The sequence below is a fragment of the Ktedonobacteraceae bacterium genome (assembly GCA_035653615.1).
In the GTDB taxonomy this organism is placed as follows: domain Bacteria; phylum Chloroflexota; class Ktedonobacteria; order Ktedonobacterales; family Ktedonobacteraceae; genus DASRBN01.
The window spans coordinates 1-16,175 of the sequence record DASRBN010000024.1 but is presented as its reverse complement, the minus strand read 5'-3'; the positions used below and the strand labels follow the sequence as shown (position 1 = coordinate 16,175).

10 protein-coding genes and 1 CRISPR repeat array are annotated in these 16,175 nt (G+C 53.7%); all 10 genes read left to right on the top strand.

The window, feature by feature from the left end:
- The first annotated feature begins 42 nt into the window (after positions 1-42).
- The 10 genes from cas4 to VFA09_12430 all read left to right on the top strand — a co-directional run bounded on the left by cas4 (position 43) and on the right by VFA09_12430 (position 14,169).
- Positions 43-660, top strand: a complete 618-nt coding sequence (cas4, locus tag VFA09_12475; GenBank protein HZU68084.1) for a CRISPR-associated protein Cas4 — start codon at positions 43-45, stop codon at positions 658-660.
- A gap of 43 nt (positions 661-703) precedes the next feature.
- On the top strand, positions 704-1,801 hold the full coding sequence (cas1d, locus tag VFA09_12470) for a type I-D CRISPR-associated endonuclease Cas1d (GenBank protein ID HZU68083.1): 1,098 nt from the start codon (positions 704-706) through the stop codon (positions 1,799-1,801).
- A 197-nt stretch (positions 1,802-1,998) separates the two neighbouring features.
- Positions 1,999-2,304, top strand: a complete 306-nt coding sequence (cas2, locus tag VFA09_12465; GenBank protein ID HZU68082.1) for a CRISPR-associated endonuclease Cas2 — start codon at positions 1,999-2,001, stop codon at positions 2,302-2,304.
- 242 nt (positions 2,305-2,546) lie between these two features.
- Complete coding sequence (locus tag VFA09_12460) at positions 2,547-3,620, top strand: WYL domain-containing protein (protein HZU68081.1); 1,074 nt, start codon at positions 2,547-2,549, stop codon at positions 3,618-3,620.
- 74 nt (positions 3,621-3,694) lie between these two features.
- The gene (gene cas3 / locus VFA09_12455; GenBank protein ID HZU68080.1) at positions 3,695-5,734 is read left to right on the top strand and encodes a type I-D CRISPR-associated helicase Cas3'; all 2,040 of its coding nucleotides are present in this window, start codon (positions 3,695-3,697) and stop codon (positions 5,732-5,734) included.
- A 48-nt stretch (positions 5,735-5,782) separates the two neighbouring features.
- Positions 5,783-8,845 carry a type I-D CRISPR-associated protein Cas10d/Csc3 gene (gene cas10d / locus VFA09_12450; GenBank protein ID HZU68079.1) on the top strand — a complete coding sequence of 1,021 codons (3,063 nt, stop codon included), beginning with the start codon at positions 5,783-5,785 and terminating at the stop codon, positions 8,843-8,845.
- 36 nt (positions 8,846-8,881) lie between these two features.
- Positions 8,882-9,865, top strand: a complete 984-nt coding sequence (gene cas7d / locus VFA09_12445; GenBank protein HZU68078.1) for a type I-D CRISPR-associated protein Cas7/Csc2 — start codon at positions 8,882-8,884, stop codon at positions 9,863-9,865.
- A 10-nt stretch (positions 9,866-9,875) separates the two neighbouring features.
- The gene (gene cas5d / locus VFA09_12440) at positions 9,876-10,568 is read left to right on the top strand and encodes a type I-D CRISPR-associated protein Cas5/Csc1 (protein ID HZU68077.1); all 693 of its coding nucleotides are present in this window, start codon (positions 9,876-9,878) and stop codon (positions 10,566-10,568) included.
- A 56-nt stretch (positions 10,569-10,624) separates the two neighbouring features.
- Complete coding sequence (cas6, locus tag VFA09_12435; protein HZU68076.1) at positions 10,625-11,578, top strand: CRISPR system precrRNA processing endoribonuclease RAMP protein Cas6; 954 nt, start codon at positions 10,625-10,627, stop codon at positions 11,576-11,578.
- Between the two features lie 167 nt (positions 11,579-11,745).
- Positions 11,746-14,169, top strand: a complete 2,424-nt coding sequence (locus VFA09_12430) for a DUF262 and DUF1524 domain-containing protein (protein ID HZU68075.1) — start codon at positions 11,746-11,748, stop codon at positions 14,167-14,169.
- A gap of 362 nt (positions 14,170-14,531) precedes the next feature.
- Positions 14,532-16,127: a CRISPR direct-repeat array (repeat unit 37 nt; unit sequence GGCTAAATGGCCTGGGACGCCCGTTAGGGATTGAAAC).
- Positions 16,128-16,175: the final 48 nt, after the last annotated feature.

The following is a 16,175-nucleotide window of genomic DNA, read 5'->3' as shown; positions in this document are numbered from 1 at the left end:
ATCTTATTCAATTTCACTATTCTAAACAACGGAGGTTTCCTTATGACCACCCGGATGGCGCCTGATTCTGTCTCGATCTCGTCTCTCAATACCCTGCAATACTGCCCGCGCCGTTTTTACTACGAGTATGTCCAGTGCGATATGCTGGTCAACGAATACGTGCTCGAAGGCACGTTGCAGCACGAGCACGTACACCAGCATGGGAAAGAAACCACGCGCGAGGGCGAAATACAGACGACGCATCTATACCTGTTCAGCGAATCGCTGCACCTCTCCGGCTTTGCCGACGTGATCGAGGAACAAGATGGCATGCTGGTTCCGGTTGAATACAAACATGGACGGCAGGGGCAATGGCTCAACGACTCAATACAACTCTGCGCTCAGGCGCTGTGCCTCGAGGAAAGGCAGGCGGGCAAAGCGCCAATTTCTCACGGCTACATCTACTACATCGGCTCGCGGCGGCGCGTGCAGATCGACTTCACGCCAGAACTGCGCCAGCAAACCCTCAATACAATCGCGCGCGCTTTCGCGCTCTCGACCCAGGAGACAGTGCCACCGCCGCTCGACGGCCCGCTGACTGCGCGCTGCCCCAAATGCAGTCTCCAGCCCCTCTGCATGCCGGAGGAAGTCAGGATGTTGCAAGCGAGAACCCGCTCGTAATTCCAGCCAAAAAGCCACAAAAAGAAAAGAAAGGAATACGCACATGCCAACACTCTACCTGACAGAAAACCGCGCCCTGGTGCGCCGCGATACCGAAGATTGCCTGCTGGTACAGATTCCTGAGAGGCGCGGGAAAGACGGCATGGCCCCTGCGCCTGCCCGCAATGAACGCATTCCGCTGGTGAAAATCGATGATGTCGTGGTAATGGGCGAGGTGACATTAACGGCCTCGGCGCTCCACTTATTGCTGGACCACAACATCGAGATCAACTTCCTGACCCATTTTGGTAAATTCAAGGGCCGCCTTTCACCGTCGCTCTCAAAGAACGCGATTTTGCGTATGGCGCAGTACCGCGCGCATAACGATATGGCGCGGCGCTGCGAGCTGGCGCGACGCTTTGTGATCGGCAAGCTCTCGAATCAACGCACGATGCTGCAACGCTACAATCGTCGCCAGTCCGATAGCGAAATGAGCCAGGCCATCGACCAGATTGCCGGTCTGCTTTCTCAACTGCACGCGTTACCGGTAGATACGGCGACCTCAACTCGCGCGCTGGCTACTGGCGACAATCGGGTCGAGGGAACGCCTCTCGAATCGATCCTTGGCATGGAAGGGGCGGGCAGCGCGGCCTATTTCCAGTGTTTCGGCAAGCTGCTGTCGGACCCGGAGCAATGGCCTTTCGAGAAGCGTATCAAGCGCCCGCCCACCGATCCGGTGAACGCGCTGCTCAGTTTCGGCTATGCCATGCTCACTAACCAGGTTGCCAGCGCCGTCCAACTGGTCGGCTTCGATCATTTCGTTGGCTACCTGCACAGTTCCTTCTATGGCCGTCCCGCCCTGGCGCTGGATATCATGGAAGAATTTCGCCCGATCATCGTCGATTCCGTGGTGCTGAGCCTGCTCAACAAGCGCATGTTGACAGCAAACGACTTCGTGGTTGAATTAGGCGCGTACCGCCTCAAGGACGAGAAGCGCAAGATCTTCTTCACGCAGTTTGAGGAGCGCATGCGCGAAGAAATCCAGCATCCCATCTTCGGCTACCAGGTAACCTACCGGCGCTGCATCGAATTGCAGACGCGGCTCGTGGCCAAATTTCTGACCGGCGAAATCAACGAATATCCACCATTCGTGGTCAGATAATCCGTCGGGGTCGATGGATCGCGCTCGCCGCCGATTATGAAGTTTCACGACCAAATCGGCGATCCGAGCCACTCCAACCGTGTCATTCTGAGCGCAGCGAAGAATGACACGGTTGGGGCCGCTTGTATGAGCGTTTTGGATTGGCAAAGTTCATTATCGGCACCGCTCAACGATGGAGATCGGGAGAGGAAATCAACATGAAAAACAGCGCAAAAGTGAGCGATGATGTGACCTGCTACGTCGTCGCCTACGATATTCCAGACGACCGCCGGCGCACGCGCATTCATAAAACCCTGCTGGGCTTTGGCAAGTGGACGCAATACTCGCTGTTCGAGTGCTTCCTGACCAAAAAGCAGCTCATCCTGCTGCGTTCAAAGCTGGCGGAACACCTGGTTCCACAGGAGGACAGCGTGCGCTTTTATCCCTTGTGCGCGAACTGTGTAGCGCGCGTTGAAACGGTTGGTGGCCCGCCGCCGGAGGAAGAGCTGTTGTTTGTGGTGTAGGTGAATATCCGCCCCCAGGCGCGATAGCTAAAAAGGGCTAGTCTATCCCTTGTGTATTTCAGCACGAAAAAACAGTATATGCAAATTCAGTTGCTAAAAACAGATTTTGTTGCAGTGTTTATGGTATGCTTGAGATGTCACAGGGGTAAGGGAAATAGCTCAAAGAGATGCAGTCTTGAAAGAATAGCTTCCGGCAAATTTCAAGGTGAACACTTCACCTGCTCTTCTGGAAAGGTCGCAATATGGACAGGGAGGCTTCGAGCGAGCGGTTCGCGAGAGGTAAACGCGCAAGCAGGGACAAGGCATGGCGCACAGTGCTGCTGGCCGTATTGTTTCACACCTACTGGCCGCAGCGCCTGTCAAAAGAGGAGATCATCAAAAAGCTTTCCTCGTTCTATGGAGAGACGCCCGTCCCGGCGCTGTACCGTGACCTGGCAACGCTTACCGGCTGCTATGTCGAGGAATTGCCGGAACCGGATAGTGAGGGATTGGACGAATGGTGCGCCGGTCAGCAGCAGCGGGGCTTCATGGCGATCAGCTATGACCGTGAAAAGGGTACCTTTGGCCTGGAACGTTCGCTGTTCGCGATAGATATCAGCGAGGAGGAGGCGCGAGCTTTCGCGGCCCTGCAGGAGGGATTTTCGCCCGGCACGCCGTATGCCGGGGCCGTGCAGCATTTGTTGAGGCGCTGGGAGTGGCTATTCAGCGAGAAAAGCCGCCGGCTGGTGCAACAGAAGCGCAAGCGCCGCGCGCACCCGGTGCAACTGCCATTATCGCCGGTCGTGGATTACAGCCGGCATACCGAGATCATCCTGGCGTTAGACCAGGCGCTGGAAGATGGCGCGTATGTTTCGTTTGCCTACACTCCGCTGGCGGGGGAAACGGTAACACATGAACGAGTAGAGCCATACGAGCTCGAATATCGCGATGGTCACTGGTACTTCACGGCCTACGTGCGCGACCTGAATACCTTTCTGGATTATCGTGTGGATCGCATCCAGCCCGGCTCGCTCTCTCTCGACAAGGATCGCTTTTTGCCGGGGAATCGCCGCCGCCCCGGTGTGAGGATACGCTACTGGGTCTCACCCATGCTGGCCCGCCATGGCAGCCTGAGCGCCCGCCTGCGCGACCAGCAAGTCACGATGTTAGAGAACGACGGCGGGGCAATTGTGGAGGGAACCGCGCGCTCGCTCTGGTGGGCCAGGCGCCTGCTATCAGGCTACGGCGAGCAGGTGCGGGCGCTGGAGCCGCCGGAACTGGTGGCAATGATGCGGGAGAGCGCGGGAAGTATGTATAGGATGTATGAAGAGCAGTAATTTTTTCTAACTTTCCGCTTTCCGCAATGGCACAGGTATAAATAAAGGTATATGAACCATGGAAGGGACATAGTATGAAGTTGGATTTGAAAATTCTACCTGTCTATTCCGAAGAATATGCTGGCGCTCAGATTGGCGATATACATTTGTTGAAGCACCAGGTCGAAACATGGGAAGCATTTCGAGACTCTGAAGTCGATGTCATCTTCAATGTGGCCATGACGGGTGATGGCAAGAGCCTGGCGGCGTATTTGCCGGTCTTCCGGGATAGGAAAGCGGCCATCGCCATGTATCCCACCAACGAATTGATCCAGGATCAGTTCGTTGCGCTTCCACATTATGAAGAGCGATTGGGTATTACCCTGCCGCGCAATGCCTTGATGTATGGCCAGGAGATCACGCGCATTATGCAGGAGCGCGATATCGCTGCGCGACTTCATGCGGTGAGGGGTTTGTTGAGGCGCAACCCGATCCTGCTGACCAATCCTGACCTCGTTCACCTGATTATGAGCCATCAATATGGGTGGGATTATTTGCGCAAAGAACTGCCCACGCTGCTCTCCGCGAACTTTGATTACTTTATCTTCGATGAGTTTCACGTCTTTGGCGTGCCGCAGATTATCAATGTGATGAATATGCTCGGCTACCTGGCGGTCAATTACCAGGAGAGGCCGGAGTTGCGCAAGAAATTCGTCTTCCTCTCGGCCACCCCCAATAAGCTTATGAATACTTTGCTGCAAAATAGTGGATTGCGTGTGAGAACGGTCGAGGGTACATATAGCTCAACAGACAAGGATGGATATCGCCGCATCTTGCAGCCTTGCGAACTGGAACTGCATGAACTGAGCCAGGAGAGACCTATCGAGGTATGGGTCGAGGAACACCTGGAGGAGATATTGGCGTTCTTTCACCAGTATCCAAAATCCAAAGCGGCCATCCTGGTATATTCGGTAGCGACCGCGCGCCGTTTATATGCGCGCCTCTACGATTTCTTTGAGAAGCAGAATGGCATTACCGTTGGAGAAAATACAGGATTGACGTATCGAGACGACCGGCGCGAAGCCCTTAAAAAGCAAATCCTGGTCGGGACATCGACCGTCGATATCGGTGTCGATTTTCGCATCAACTATCTCATCTTCGAGGCGTCTAATGCTGGCTCGTTCTTGCAGCGTTTTGGGCGCCTGGGGCGGCACGCGGACTTTGATGCGTATCGCGCGTTCGCGCTGGTTCCGCGCTTTGTGCTGGAACGATTGCAGAGCAAACTACAGGCGGAGAGTGAGGTTGACCGCGAAAGCTTCAACATGGCGGTGCGCTCAGCTTTCCCGTTGGAGGCGGAATTTTCGGGCTACACGCGGCGCTGGGGTGTGATGCAGGCCGCGCAGGTGCTGGCAGCCCTACAAAGCGAGGGCAGGAAGGATGCCAACGACGAATTCGTGGCCGCCCTGACGGATGAATACGAGCGGCTCTATGGTTCGCCCGAGCAGCCGATCATGCCCAAGAAGCTCAAACAATTCTCGTACTTACAAAAAAATGCTCCTGAAATCGTGGCCGAGTTGAGCAGCTTCCGCGGCCAGAGTCCGCTTTCCTGTGCCGTCTGGGACGTGGATGATCATCTCAAAACATACGATCTCTTTTTCCTGGTTGCCAATACGGAAATCGAATCCATGACCGAAGCGGAGTTTATGAGCGAGGTCAGGAGGCGTATACAGTTGGGCCAGGAGCAGGTCTACGAGCGCGATTTCCGCGAATCATTGCTCTATCTGAAGATACACCGGTATATCCCTGAGAGCCAGCGCCTCGTGCTGGGTTTGAATATAGACCTGGGCGGCCAGCCGCAGATCATGCACCAGGCGCTCGAACTAAACGGTTTCTTCATCCAGGAACCGGCGTTTACCTGGCGGGATCGCGTCAACAAATCGCTCAAGGCCAAAAAGCTCGTGTGTGTGTTCAGCGCCATGCCACGGGCGGAACTCAAACGAAAGTTGAACCTGCCCGCGCTTTTCCCGATCCAGTGCGTGCAGGATGTGACCGGCGAGAGATATTCCGTCGCCTTCGGGCAGGAGGCGTTGCTGTTGGACTCGCTATTCTCGTGGCAGAAAAACAAGGGCATGTAAACAATTTTTCTCTGAAATCGATGTAGTGAAAGGCAGGGGTTATGTTCAATGTTTATTCGTGATTTTCTGTTGCGCGCCGTCGATCCTGGCGACGAGGTGACGCGCGCGTTTGTAGAAACAATGGTTCCACAGCTGATCGTGCATTACAGCGATAAATCGGCCAAGGGCGGCGATCACGCCAGGGATGATATGTATGATGAGCGAACGAAGCGCACATTTGAGGAAAAAGATGATCAGAGTATGCTGAGTCACCAGCTGAACGGCATCTTTCCCGCGCTGCGCCTGCTCAATATTCTGGAGGCGGAAGACCTTGCGATTGCGCCCTATTCGGCTATCGAGCGCCGGGTGTATATCCTGGCCTACCTGATGCACGATGTCAACAAGATTCTCAATATTCGCGACCTCGAAACACGCACGCGCGCGGCAATCGAGGAAGCGAAGGGAGTGATTGCCGGCGAATTAGAGCAGTGCGGCGCGGATGCCTTTTTCCCTGACTGGCGCGCCTACCTGGAGGATATCGCCTACCTCGTCGTCAATACACAGGAGCAGTGGGGGACGCACCTGATTACCTACGGGTGGCATCTGCGGCTGCCGGAACGTCGCATTCTGGAATTGCGCAGTCTCTGCACCTATTCCGACTGCATCGCTTACCTGGTACCCATGCCCTCGGCGATTCTCTCGTCAGATGACGCGCGTAAGCTGAATCGTATCCTGGGAGAGTTGAGCGACGGCGAACTGGTCTTTAGCTATCATCAACTGCGCGAGGTGCGCGGTCTGCTCAGCAATGTCATCAACGATAGCCTTGTCAGTCTCTACACGGATGATGGGAGGCGCGGCGGCATCTGGCCCTACCTGTTCTTCTCGGATGGCGTCGTGTACATCACGCGCAAGAAGTTATCCCTGGCCATTAGCAGGGAGCAGATTGTGGAGGTGGCACAGAATCGACTGCGAGAGATATGCGCGCCCAGGATCAAGAATGGAGCGCCGGGTTTCAAGTTCGACAACAAGGGCATCGTGAAGCATCCCGACTATTACTTCGACTTTCTCTCGCTCGAAGACTACGCTGAGTTGCTGGCACGCTTCACCGTCAACATCACGCGCGGCGATATCACAGCGGGTCCGCTGGAGAAGTTGCGCCAGATGCAGGCACGAGGGGAGATTCCGGCGGATATCGATTTGAATCTCAGACCTGATGTGCGCGCGGGTATGATGAGCCGTTTCCTCTCGATCGTTTTCTTGTCGCTGCTGGGCAGGCTCGACAAGAAGCAGGAAGCTTTGCGCGCATCGGTTGAGAAAGTCGTAGTTGAGCAACTGGGGCTGGCATCTTATTGGGAACAATCGAAGGCCATTCCCAACAAGGGTGGTACAGAGTATCGCTGGTTCTGGCTCGGTCTTTGCTATATCCACGATCATCCTGGCTTGAGTGAAAACGATCTGGAGGCGGTGTTCCGGTCGATCCTGCGTATGGTGATTGAGATGGCAGGGGAGCCGCTGCGCAAGGCGATGCCGCCAAAATACTTGCCGCATCTTGTCACTTACCTGAACAGCATTGTCGAATTGCCAAAAGCAGTACTTGCCGGTAGTGCCTTGCCCGATTTTGCTGCCGAGTTGGAGCGGTATGCTGGTGCTAAAAAGAAGAGCGGCAAAGAACTGATCTGTACGCTCTGCAACAGCGCCTTCCCAACCGATGAACAATCGGATAACGCGGTGTTGTTCCAGCCCTGGGTCTACAAGAACAAGCTCGCGCTCTATGCTGGGAAGAACGCGGGCGGCGTCTGCGCGATCTGTTCGCTCGAATTGATGCTGCGACAGAACTTACAGCGCGGTACGCTGCGGCTGACCGGCTCGAAGTTCGAGGGGTTGCGGCCCAAATATCTGGCTGTCTATCCCAATTTCTTCTTCACGGCGGAAACAGGCGCGCTTGTACAGGGTGTGCTCGACCAGCTCCAGAGCATCAACTTCTTCACCATCCGGCGCGAACTGAATGGCCATGATCTGACCGTGGCCAGGCTGCTGGAACTCGATGCTTTCCAGTCAGCGGAAGCTGAGGCACCCCCACCGGCCCAATTGCGCCCGGCACTGGTTGAAAATGACAGCGAATTGGAGCAGGAGGACGAAAGCGAATCAGCAGCACCGGTACAGGCAAAGGCTTCCGACCGCATGTACATCAAATATGAGCCATCACGCTATCCCGGCATGTGCTTGTTTGGTGTGAAGGCGACCAGCGATGACACGGACTCGGCGGCCTGGGCGATGCCCGCGTTCCTGGCGCTGGCGCTGCCGCTCATCACCGGTGCTAAAGTCGTGATCTCGGAGATGACCCTGCCGCTCTTCTCATCCGGTCGCGATTTTCGCGAGACGGTCATATTCGACGCGCCGCATCCCTACCTTGACCGTCTGCTCAAAGGTAAACGCCTGCGTGTTAACCGGCTTGAATCGCGGCTCAAGCTGCTGGCAAGCCTGTACACCGTCAACCTGGATACGTATGCGAAGGGAGGCAAGCCCGAATGGCAGCATCTCAGCGCCATTGCCCGCGACCTCGATACCGACCCGTTATTGTTGTTCAGCTACTTGCACGAGCAGGAACGGCGCGATAACCGCGATTCGTTCCGTGTCGAAGATGCAGAACGCTACTTGCACATCTATACAGAGATATTGGAGGCAGATGTGAGCAAAATCGAAAAATGTGTAGACCTCTACACCGTTTTCTACCAGGGCGGATGGAAATCTCATTCCGTTCTCAAACCGGTGGATATTGTCGCCAAAGCAATTATTAACAGCCCGCTTGACATTGAGGAGGCCGATCTACTCTGGCAGATTCAAGGCGAACTCAAGAACTGGCTTGACCGCGTGCGTAGCCGGCAGGCAGCAGGCCGCGCGATGTTTTATGGGAAGGAGATCACCGAGAAGGAGGAGCCTGCTATTCGCGCTTTCGTGCAATACTTCTACAATGCTGTCTTCAAGGAGTATTGCCAGGGCGAACGTGGCGTCCTGCGCAGTCGTATCAACCAGTTCAAGGATGGCTGCGAGGCCTATTACATGCACCTGATTCACCAGAAGCGCATTGAGGATGAGGAAGAGGAATCCGAAGCCGAGGCTGCTGTCGTGTAGCATCATCAAGTACAAAGAAAGAAGGAGAAATTACCCATGTTCTTAAACACACTCGAATCGCTGGACGTTTTTCATAGTGAGATTCCGCGCCTGCCGATGGGCAAATACGCGCATATCGTGATTGTGCGCGAGACAAACTCGTTCGCGCTGTTCCAGACAGATGGCGAACTGAACATCAGCCGCGTCAGCAAGGGTCGGAAAGCCGAAAGCCAGGACCAGGCGACGCGCATCGTCCTTTTCAAGCGCAAGCAATCGACGCCTGAGCGCCTGACGGGCCGCGAACTGCTGCGCCGCTATGGGCTGGTCGAAAGCTGCGAATACAACTCGGACAAGTTCTGCAAACGCTGCCCTGACTGCATCTACTACGGTTTTGCTATCGGCAGCGAGGGGTCGGAACGCTCCAAGGTGCTGGTCGATTCGGCTTTCTCGATCACCGGTTATGATATGTCGCACCAGCAATTCACCTTCAACGCGCCTTTTGAAAATGGCACGATGAGCGAGGGTGGTAAGATGAAGACGGCGCTGGGCGAGCAGGATTACGTGCTGCCGCAGGTGTACTTCCCATCAGTAGTGACGATCAAGGACCCGACCGAGGCCGAGTTTATCTATGTGCTGAACAATATTCTGCGCACGAAGCGTTATGGCGCGCAGAATACACGTACCGGCACAGTTGAAAACCATATGATGGCCGTAATCTTCGCCGATGGAGAAATTTTCTCCAATCTGCACTTGACGCAGGCCGTTTACGACGCGCTGACGCCGGATCAGTTGAAGCGCACGCCGCTTGCGCTGACCGATGTGTTGTCCTCTACCCAGGCCGTCATTCCTGATCTGCTGGCGGAGGATGGAGTGGTAGCCAATCTCGTTATGGGCGAGCGCCTGAATCGCCTGTTGCAAGAGATTACGCAGATTGCCAGCGACGAATCGCAGTTGCGCCGCGTGCTGGCGCAGGCGAACACCGAGACCATGCAGTACGCGAAGAGCTATGGCGTTGATTCGAAGGAGAAGGCCAGGAAGTAGGAGGTATCCCATGTTCATCACCGTTTGTCGCCTGAAGCTGCATGACTACCTTTTCTATGCCTCGCGTGAGATGGGTCGTCTCTACGAGACGGAAAAGTACCTGCATAACTACGGGCTGACATACGCGCTTGGCCTGGTCAGGCCTCCCTACGCGCATCCTGTACAGGTGCCGCGCTACCAGGAAGACCTGCAGGTGATGAACGAGCAAGGGGTGTATGTGACACCGGCCCACCCCTTGCGCACTACCTTCTCGTTCAACACCTTCAAAATGGCGAATGTGCGCTACTATAGTTTCACGCCCCAGGTGAGTACAAACCAGGTCGTGTTTGGGCGAGCGAAAGAGCTTGCGCCGGAGAGTACCTTTGAGTTTTTTGTGCTGAGTGAGTCACAACCGCGTTTGCCGCGCTGGATTCGCCTGGGCAAGTGGATGGCGAAGGCACACGTAGAAGTTACATGCGAGGGCTATGCGGAACTCAAACAGGGCGATTATCGCGCCAATGGCGCACTCAACCCACTCGACCTGGGGCAGCTGCCCGAACACTGCAATATCGTGGCAATGGCTCCGGCCAGCCTGATTACAAACGCGCATTTTACCGGCAGCTACTACGAACTGAAATGCGGCGAGGAGAAAAACGCGCCTATCGTTCGTCTGCCCGCGGGCATGAGTTACCAGCCAGATCATCGTCACCGGCAGTCAGCGTGAATGGAACCGGGTGGCGGCAATAGCCACCCGGTTTGATTGATAGAAGGATCATATTCATGGATAGAATATCGTCATCTCCCTCCAAGCTCTACGCCCTGCTGCTCAAGCTGCGACCGCTTGAGAAGGGGACGCTGATGCCTTTTTCGGGCGAACTGGTGCATGCCGCGTGGCTGGACTGGATTCGCAGGGCGGCCCCGGATGTCGCGGACATGCTGCATGGCGGCAATAAACGGCGGCTCTTCACCTGCTCCAGCGTGCAATTTCCGGTTCCGCCGGACAAAATGCGGCTTGCCGAGCGGGAAAACGTCCATTTGCCGTTGGACCCGCAGAAAACCTATACCATTCGTATCACCCTGCTGCTGGGCGAGTTATTCCCCCTGTTTTACAATTCGCTGCTGCATTTCAATATGGCCGAGTCAGGAACAAAGAAACTGCCTTTCATGCAGATCGGCAAGCAGCAATTCCTGCTGGAAGAGGTGATCTCCGGCAATGATGATCCATCGGGCTGGACAGGCTTTACAACATTTGCTAACCTCGTGGAAGAGGCAAGGACTGCCCGGCTGGGAAATCCTGAAGCGCTCACGCTGCAATTCGACTCCCTGACCACATTCAATAGGAGTACTACCAGGGAAACCGGATATGGAAAACATTATGCCTGCCTTCCACTGCCGCAGTATGTCTTCTGGGGATTGATCCGCCGCTGGCAGGACCTGGCTCCGCCCCATTTAGCAGGTCTGGTGCAAACAGAGCAGATCGAACGTTACATCAACGAGGAGGGCATTATCATCAAGGATTATGAGCTGAAAACGCACCTCGTCCACCTGGTCAATCATCCACAGGAAGGATTCGTAGGAACCTGCACATATCACCTGCGCGGCACGGATGACGACCTGACCGAGGAAGATGCGCTTCCGGTACGCCGGCAACTGTTTTTGCTCATGCTGCTGGCTTTTTATACGGGCATCGGGTATAAGCCGGCCATGGGTATGGGCCGCTCGCGGCTGGTGTAGATTCAAATAAGGGAGACTACGAGATTCCCTCTTTTTCTTCAATCTATTCTCTGCTATACTATGCGCACCTCATTCAATAGCTGAGAACAGTGTAGATAGAGGGGTCTATACTCAATGCCGGCCAACCTCAGCGGAATCGAAAAGAAACTCTGGTTCGGGGGAGACAGATGAAAGCTACAGCTACAAATCTACTCAAGTTCCTTCAAGGGACAAAACAGTTCATTATCCCTATATACCAGCGGACGTATAGCTGGAGGATTTCTGATTGCCAGCAACTCTGGAATGATGTGCTCAGGGTCGCACAAGATGAGAAGATATCAGCACACTTTCTTGGATCCATTGTGTATGTGGAAAAAGGTATCTACCATATCAGCTCAATAACTCAATTGCTGGTAATAGATGGGCAGCAGCGGCTGACCACATTATCTTTGCTGCTCATCGCTCTGAGCGAAGCGCTTGATGAATCTGGCAACAAAGGCTCTGTTGAAATAACAAGAAAAAAGATCTGTAACTATTACCTCTTTAACGCGGAAGAAAGCGGAGATGCTCATTACAAGTTATTGCTGACTCAGAGTGATAAGGAAACGCTGACCTACCTGCTTGAAGGTGGGGAAGAGCCATCTCCTGTTTCGGCTCGCATTAAAGAGAATTACCAATTCTTTAGGGATCAGATACGCCAGAGTGGAATCGACCCGGTTACCCTATATAGGGGTATCAGTAAGCTGATCATCGTAGATATTGCTTTGGAACAACAAGACAATCCCCAGCTCATCTTTGAGAGCCTCAACTCTACCGGTATGGACTTATCACAAGCAGACCTGATCCGCAATTATGTATTGATGGGATTGGATCATGAAGAGCAGGTCAAGCTCTATAAGACGTACTGGTATCCTATGGAACAGAGTTTTGGTCACGCGCAGTCAGGACAAATTCAAGATGTGGCGCTCTTTAACCGCTTCATGCGTGATTATCTGACTATTAAGTCCGGCTCAGGTGAGATTCCTAACATGGATAAGGTGTATGCGACCTTTAAGGTGTATCATCAGGGCAAAAGCAATATCCCCATAAGAGAAATTGTTGCGGATATCTACCGCTACTCAAGATACTTCACCAGAATGGCGTTTTTGCGGGAAAAAGATGCTGAGATCCGGCAGGTCTTGAATGATATCAACACATTGGAGGTGTATGTTGCCTATCCTTTTCTGCTAGAGGTCTACGACGACTATGAAAATCACCGGCTCTCAAGAACAGATTTTATAGCTATTCTCAAGCTAATCGAGAGCTATATTTTTCGACGGCTTGTCTGTGGCATACCTACCCATGGTCTTAACAAAGTATTCGCAACTCTTTCTAAGGAGATCGACAAAGAGCACTACCTTGAAAGCGTACAGGCAACTTTTCTCCAGAAAGGAGCGGGTGCTCGCTTCCCACGCGACGAAGAGTTTCGCGCTGCCTTTGTAGTGAAAGATATGTATAACTTTCGCAACCGTCATTATCTCCTTGACAAACTCGAGAATTATAAACGCAAGGAGCGGGTAAACGTTGACGAGTATACCATCGAACATGTTATGCCACAGAATCAGCGCCTTTCTACTCAATGGCAACAGGAGCTAGGCAGCAACTGGAAAGAGGTGCATGACAAATACCTGCATACCATCGGAAATCTGACGCTTACCGGGTATAATTCTGAATTGAGCGACCGGTCGTTTCAAGAGAAGCGCACGATAGATGGCGGATTTGCTCGTAGTCCCCTACAACTAAACAAGAGCCTGGCGCTAGTAGATCATTGGAACGCAGAAGAAATTGAGAAACGGGCACAGGTACTGGCGGGCATGGCAATAATTATATGGCCTATGCCGAAATTATCGCCCGAACAGATTAGCCAGTATAATATGCTCATGCAGCAGATACCTTTAGAGGTAACCGGGCCGACACAACTTCCTCTGGCCGGCTTCATTCCAGCTGGTTTCAAGATTATTCGTCGTTCGGAAAAACGCTTCTATCTTTACCGTCTTGTTAAGAACGAATGGATACCCTATGGTGATGGTAAGAGGGCCTGGTATGCTCTTTCCTGGCATTGGGCAGGCGAGTGGGCGCGGGAAAAACAGCGCAAAGATGAAATGCCGTCAGGTGTGGGAAGCACAGCCGATTATCCACTCCCAACCGCGACAACTATACCCGGTATATTGATAGACTTCGAGAAGGAAGATGCCGGTGGCAGCACTAGCTATAGTGTGGAGAGCTATCTATTTCTACAAGGGGATATGCGAGATTTATTCGAGCGGTTACGCAAACGTATCCTGAACCTTGATCCAGGGGTGCGTGAGGAGTTCAGGAAGTTGTATATCGCATATAAGATAAACACGAACTTTGTGGATATCGAGCCGCAAAAGAGCCAGCTGCGCCTGTTCTTGAACATGAAGTTCAGCGAAATTTCGGATCCCTGGGGCTATTGTAGGGACGTAACAAACATAGGTCATCATGGCAATGGTGATGTGGAGGTAAATATCTCTTCAGCCGAACAACTCGATGACGTAATGGACCTGGTACGTCAATCCTTTGAGAAGCATTGGGAAGCGGTCTATGCATGACTACTCCGAATCCTACTCTAATCGAACGACCGGCAATAGGTCTGTTCGCGCAGCCTGGCTACGAAATGGCCAACGCCATTGGCGCAATGAGCGGGAACGCAAGCAAAAATCTTTGCTCTTGCAAACACCAGGAATGCAATCCTGATGGGAGGAAATGCTCTACCCCTTATATTATAAGCTCTGCCGCGAGAGTCGCAGTGACGGGATCGCCGAGCACGATCTCTCGCAGCCCGCCAGAAGCGACTTCAGGGCAAAACACCCCAAAAATGCCCTCTTTTTTTGACCCAAAAATAGCCCAAAAATCGAGTCTCTCGCAAACGCTTGCATGGATCGGCTTGTTATGCTATACTACGGGGGTAGGTGGCTAAATGGCCTGGGACGCCCGTTAGGGATTGAAACCAGAACCATTCTCAAGTTCCCAGGGCCGCTCTCTCGCCGGCTAAATGGCCTGGGACGCCCGTTAGGGATTGAAACTCCGAATTGTTTGTGTATCCAAAACCACATGATGAGGGCTAAATGGCCTGGGACGCCCGTTAGGGATTGAAACTGCGGTGCCCTATATCGGAAGTGAGATTATCCTTGCCGAGGCTAAATGGCCTGGGACGCCCGTTAGGGATTGAAACGCACTCCATCTGCTGCACAGGCACAAGCCAGGTACGAGGGCTAAATGGCCTGGGACGCCCGTTAGGGATTGAAACCATTAAAAGCCCTGTTTCCGTCGTGAGCGGAGTTTATGGCTAAATGGCCTGGGACGCCCGTTAGGGATTGAAACTGAGTACGTCGATGGCGGCGCTGGCAGCGAAGATGAGGCTAAATGGCCTGGGACGCCCGTTAGGGATTGAAACTCCTTCTCGCTCAAACAGATCACAGTTTTCATCTCCAGGGCTAAATGGCCTGGGACGCCCGTTAGGGATTGAAACGGCGCGCGCGTGCGAAAGGGGGATTACTGCTATGAAAGGCTAAATGGCCTGGGACGCCCGTTAGGGATTGAAACTAAAGCAAGGGGAGCATTAGAAGCCAATTTTTGTTGGAGGCTAAATGGCCTGGGACGCCCGTTAGGGATTGAAACATAGGCGTAGCGAACGGACGCGCCGCTATTGATCGTTGGCTAAATGGCCTGGGACGCCCGTTAGGGATTGAAACTCATCGCGCCGGGGCTGCTCAACTGGCAAGCGATGGGGGCTAAATGGCCTGGGACGCCCGTTAGGGATTGAAACTGATCGTGATACGCGCATTGCCGGAGAAGACACGCTTGGGCTAAATGGCCTGGGACGCCCGTTAGGGATTGAAACCAAGTAGCCCTCACCCTGTACGTATTCGGCCTTTTCGGCTAAATGGCCTGGGACGCCCGTTAGGGATTGAAACAGGGAGATACTTTCCGTTTTCGTCTTGTTTCGGCTTCGGCTAAATGGCCTGGGACGCCCGTTAGGGATTGAAACTCTCGCTGTATGGCAAGCACTCGGCAGCCGGTGATACGGGCTAAATGGCCTGGGACGCCCGTTAGGGATTGAAACGATTTGCTGACCGGCGGAGGCGGTGGAATGGGCGTATAGGCTAAATGGCCTGGGACGCCCGTTAGGGATTGAAACACCGATCTGGAGAACTGGATTGTGCAGGCCGATAATGGCTAAATGGCCTGGGACGCCCGTTAGGGATTGAAACGCCGTTGGCCGCGTTGGTCTGCTGGATGGCCTGGTAGGGCTAAATGGCCTGGGACGCCCGTTAGGGATTGAAACTCTTCTCTATCCTCATCGCTTCTTGTTTCATCAAGAGGGGCTAAATGGCCTGGGACGCCCGTTAGGGATTGAAACGATTGCCCTTGTTGTTGACCTCTTGCTTCTTGACGGGCTAAATGGCCTGGGACGCCCGTTAGGGATTGAAACTTTCCTCTATGTTCATGCGTGAAAATCGCCGCAAAAATGGCTAAATGGCCTGGGACGCCCGTTAGGGATTGAAACCTCATACCCTATTTGCTTAACCCACAGGCAGAAAGCAGGCTAAATGGC

Bases quoted from the DNA above. Each gene is read 5' to 3' on its own strand.
- cas10d (HZU68079.1), top strand. From the start codon at position 5,783: ATGTTTATTCGTGATTTTCTGTTGCGCGCCGTCGATCCTGGCGACGAG.
- cas5d (HZU68077.1), top strand. From the start codon at position 9,876: ATGTTCATCACCGTTTGTCGCCTGAAGCTGCATGACTACCTTTTCTAT.
- cas3 (HZU68080.1), top strand. From the start codon at position 3,695: ATGAAGTTGGATTTGAAAATTCTACCTGTCTATTCCGAAGAATATGCT.
- cas4 (HZU68084.1), top strand. From the start codon at position 43: ATGACCACCCGGATGGCGCCTGATTCTGTCTCGATCTCGTCTCTCAAT.
- cas2 (HZU68082.1), top strand. From the start codon at position 1,999: ATGAAAAACAGCGCAAAAGTGAGCGATGATGTGACCTGCTACGTCGTC.
- VFA09_12460 (HZU68081.1), top strand. From the start codon at position 2,547: ATGGACAGGGAGGCTTCGAGCGAGCGGTTCGCGAGAGGTAAACGCGCA.
- VFA09_12430 (HZU68075.1), top strand. From the start codon at position 11,746: ATGAAAGCTACAGCTACAAATCTACTCAAGTTCCTTCAAGGGACAAAA.
- cas6 (HZU68076.1), top strand. From the start codon at position 10,625: ATGGATAGAATATCGTCATCTCCCTCCAAGCTCTACGCCCTGCTGCTC.
- cas1d (HZU68083.1), top strand. From the start codon at position 704: ATGCCAACACTCTACCTGACAGAAAACCGCGCCCTGGTGCGCCGCGAT.
- cas7d (HZU68078.1), top strand. From the start codon at position 8,882: ATGTTCTTAAACACACTCGAATCGCTGGACGTTTTTCATAGTGAGATT.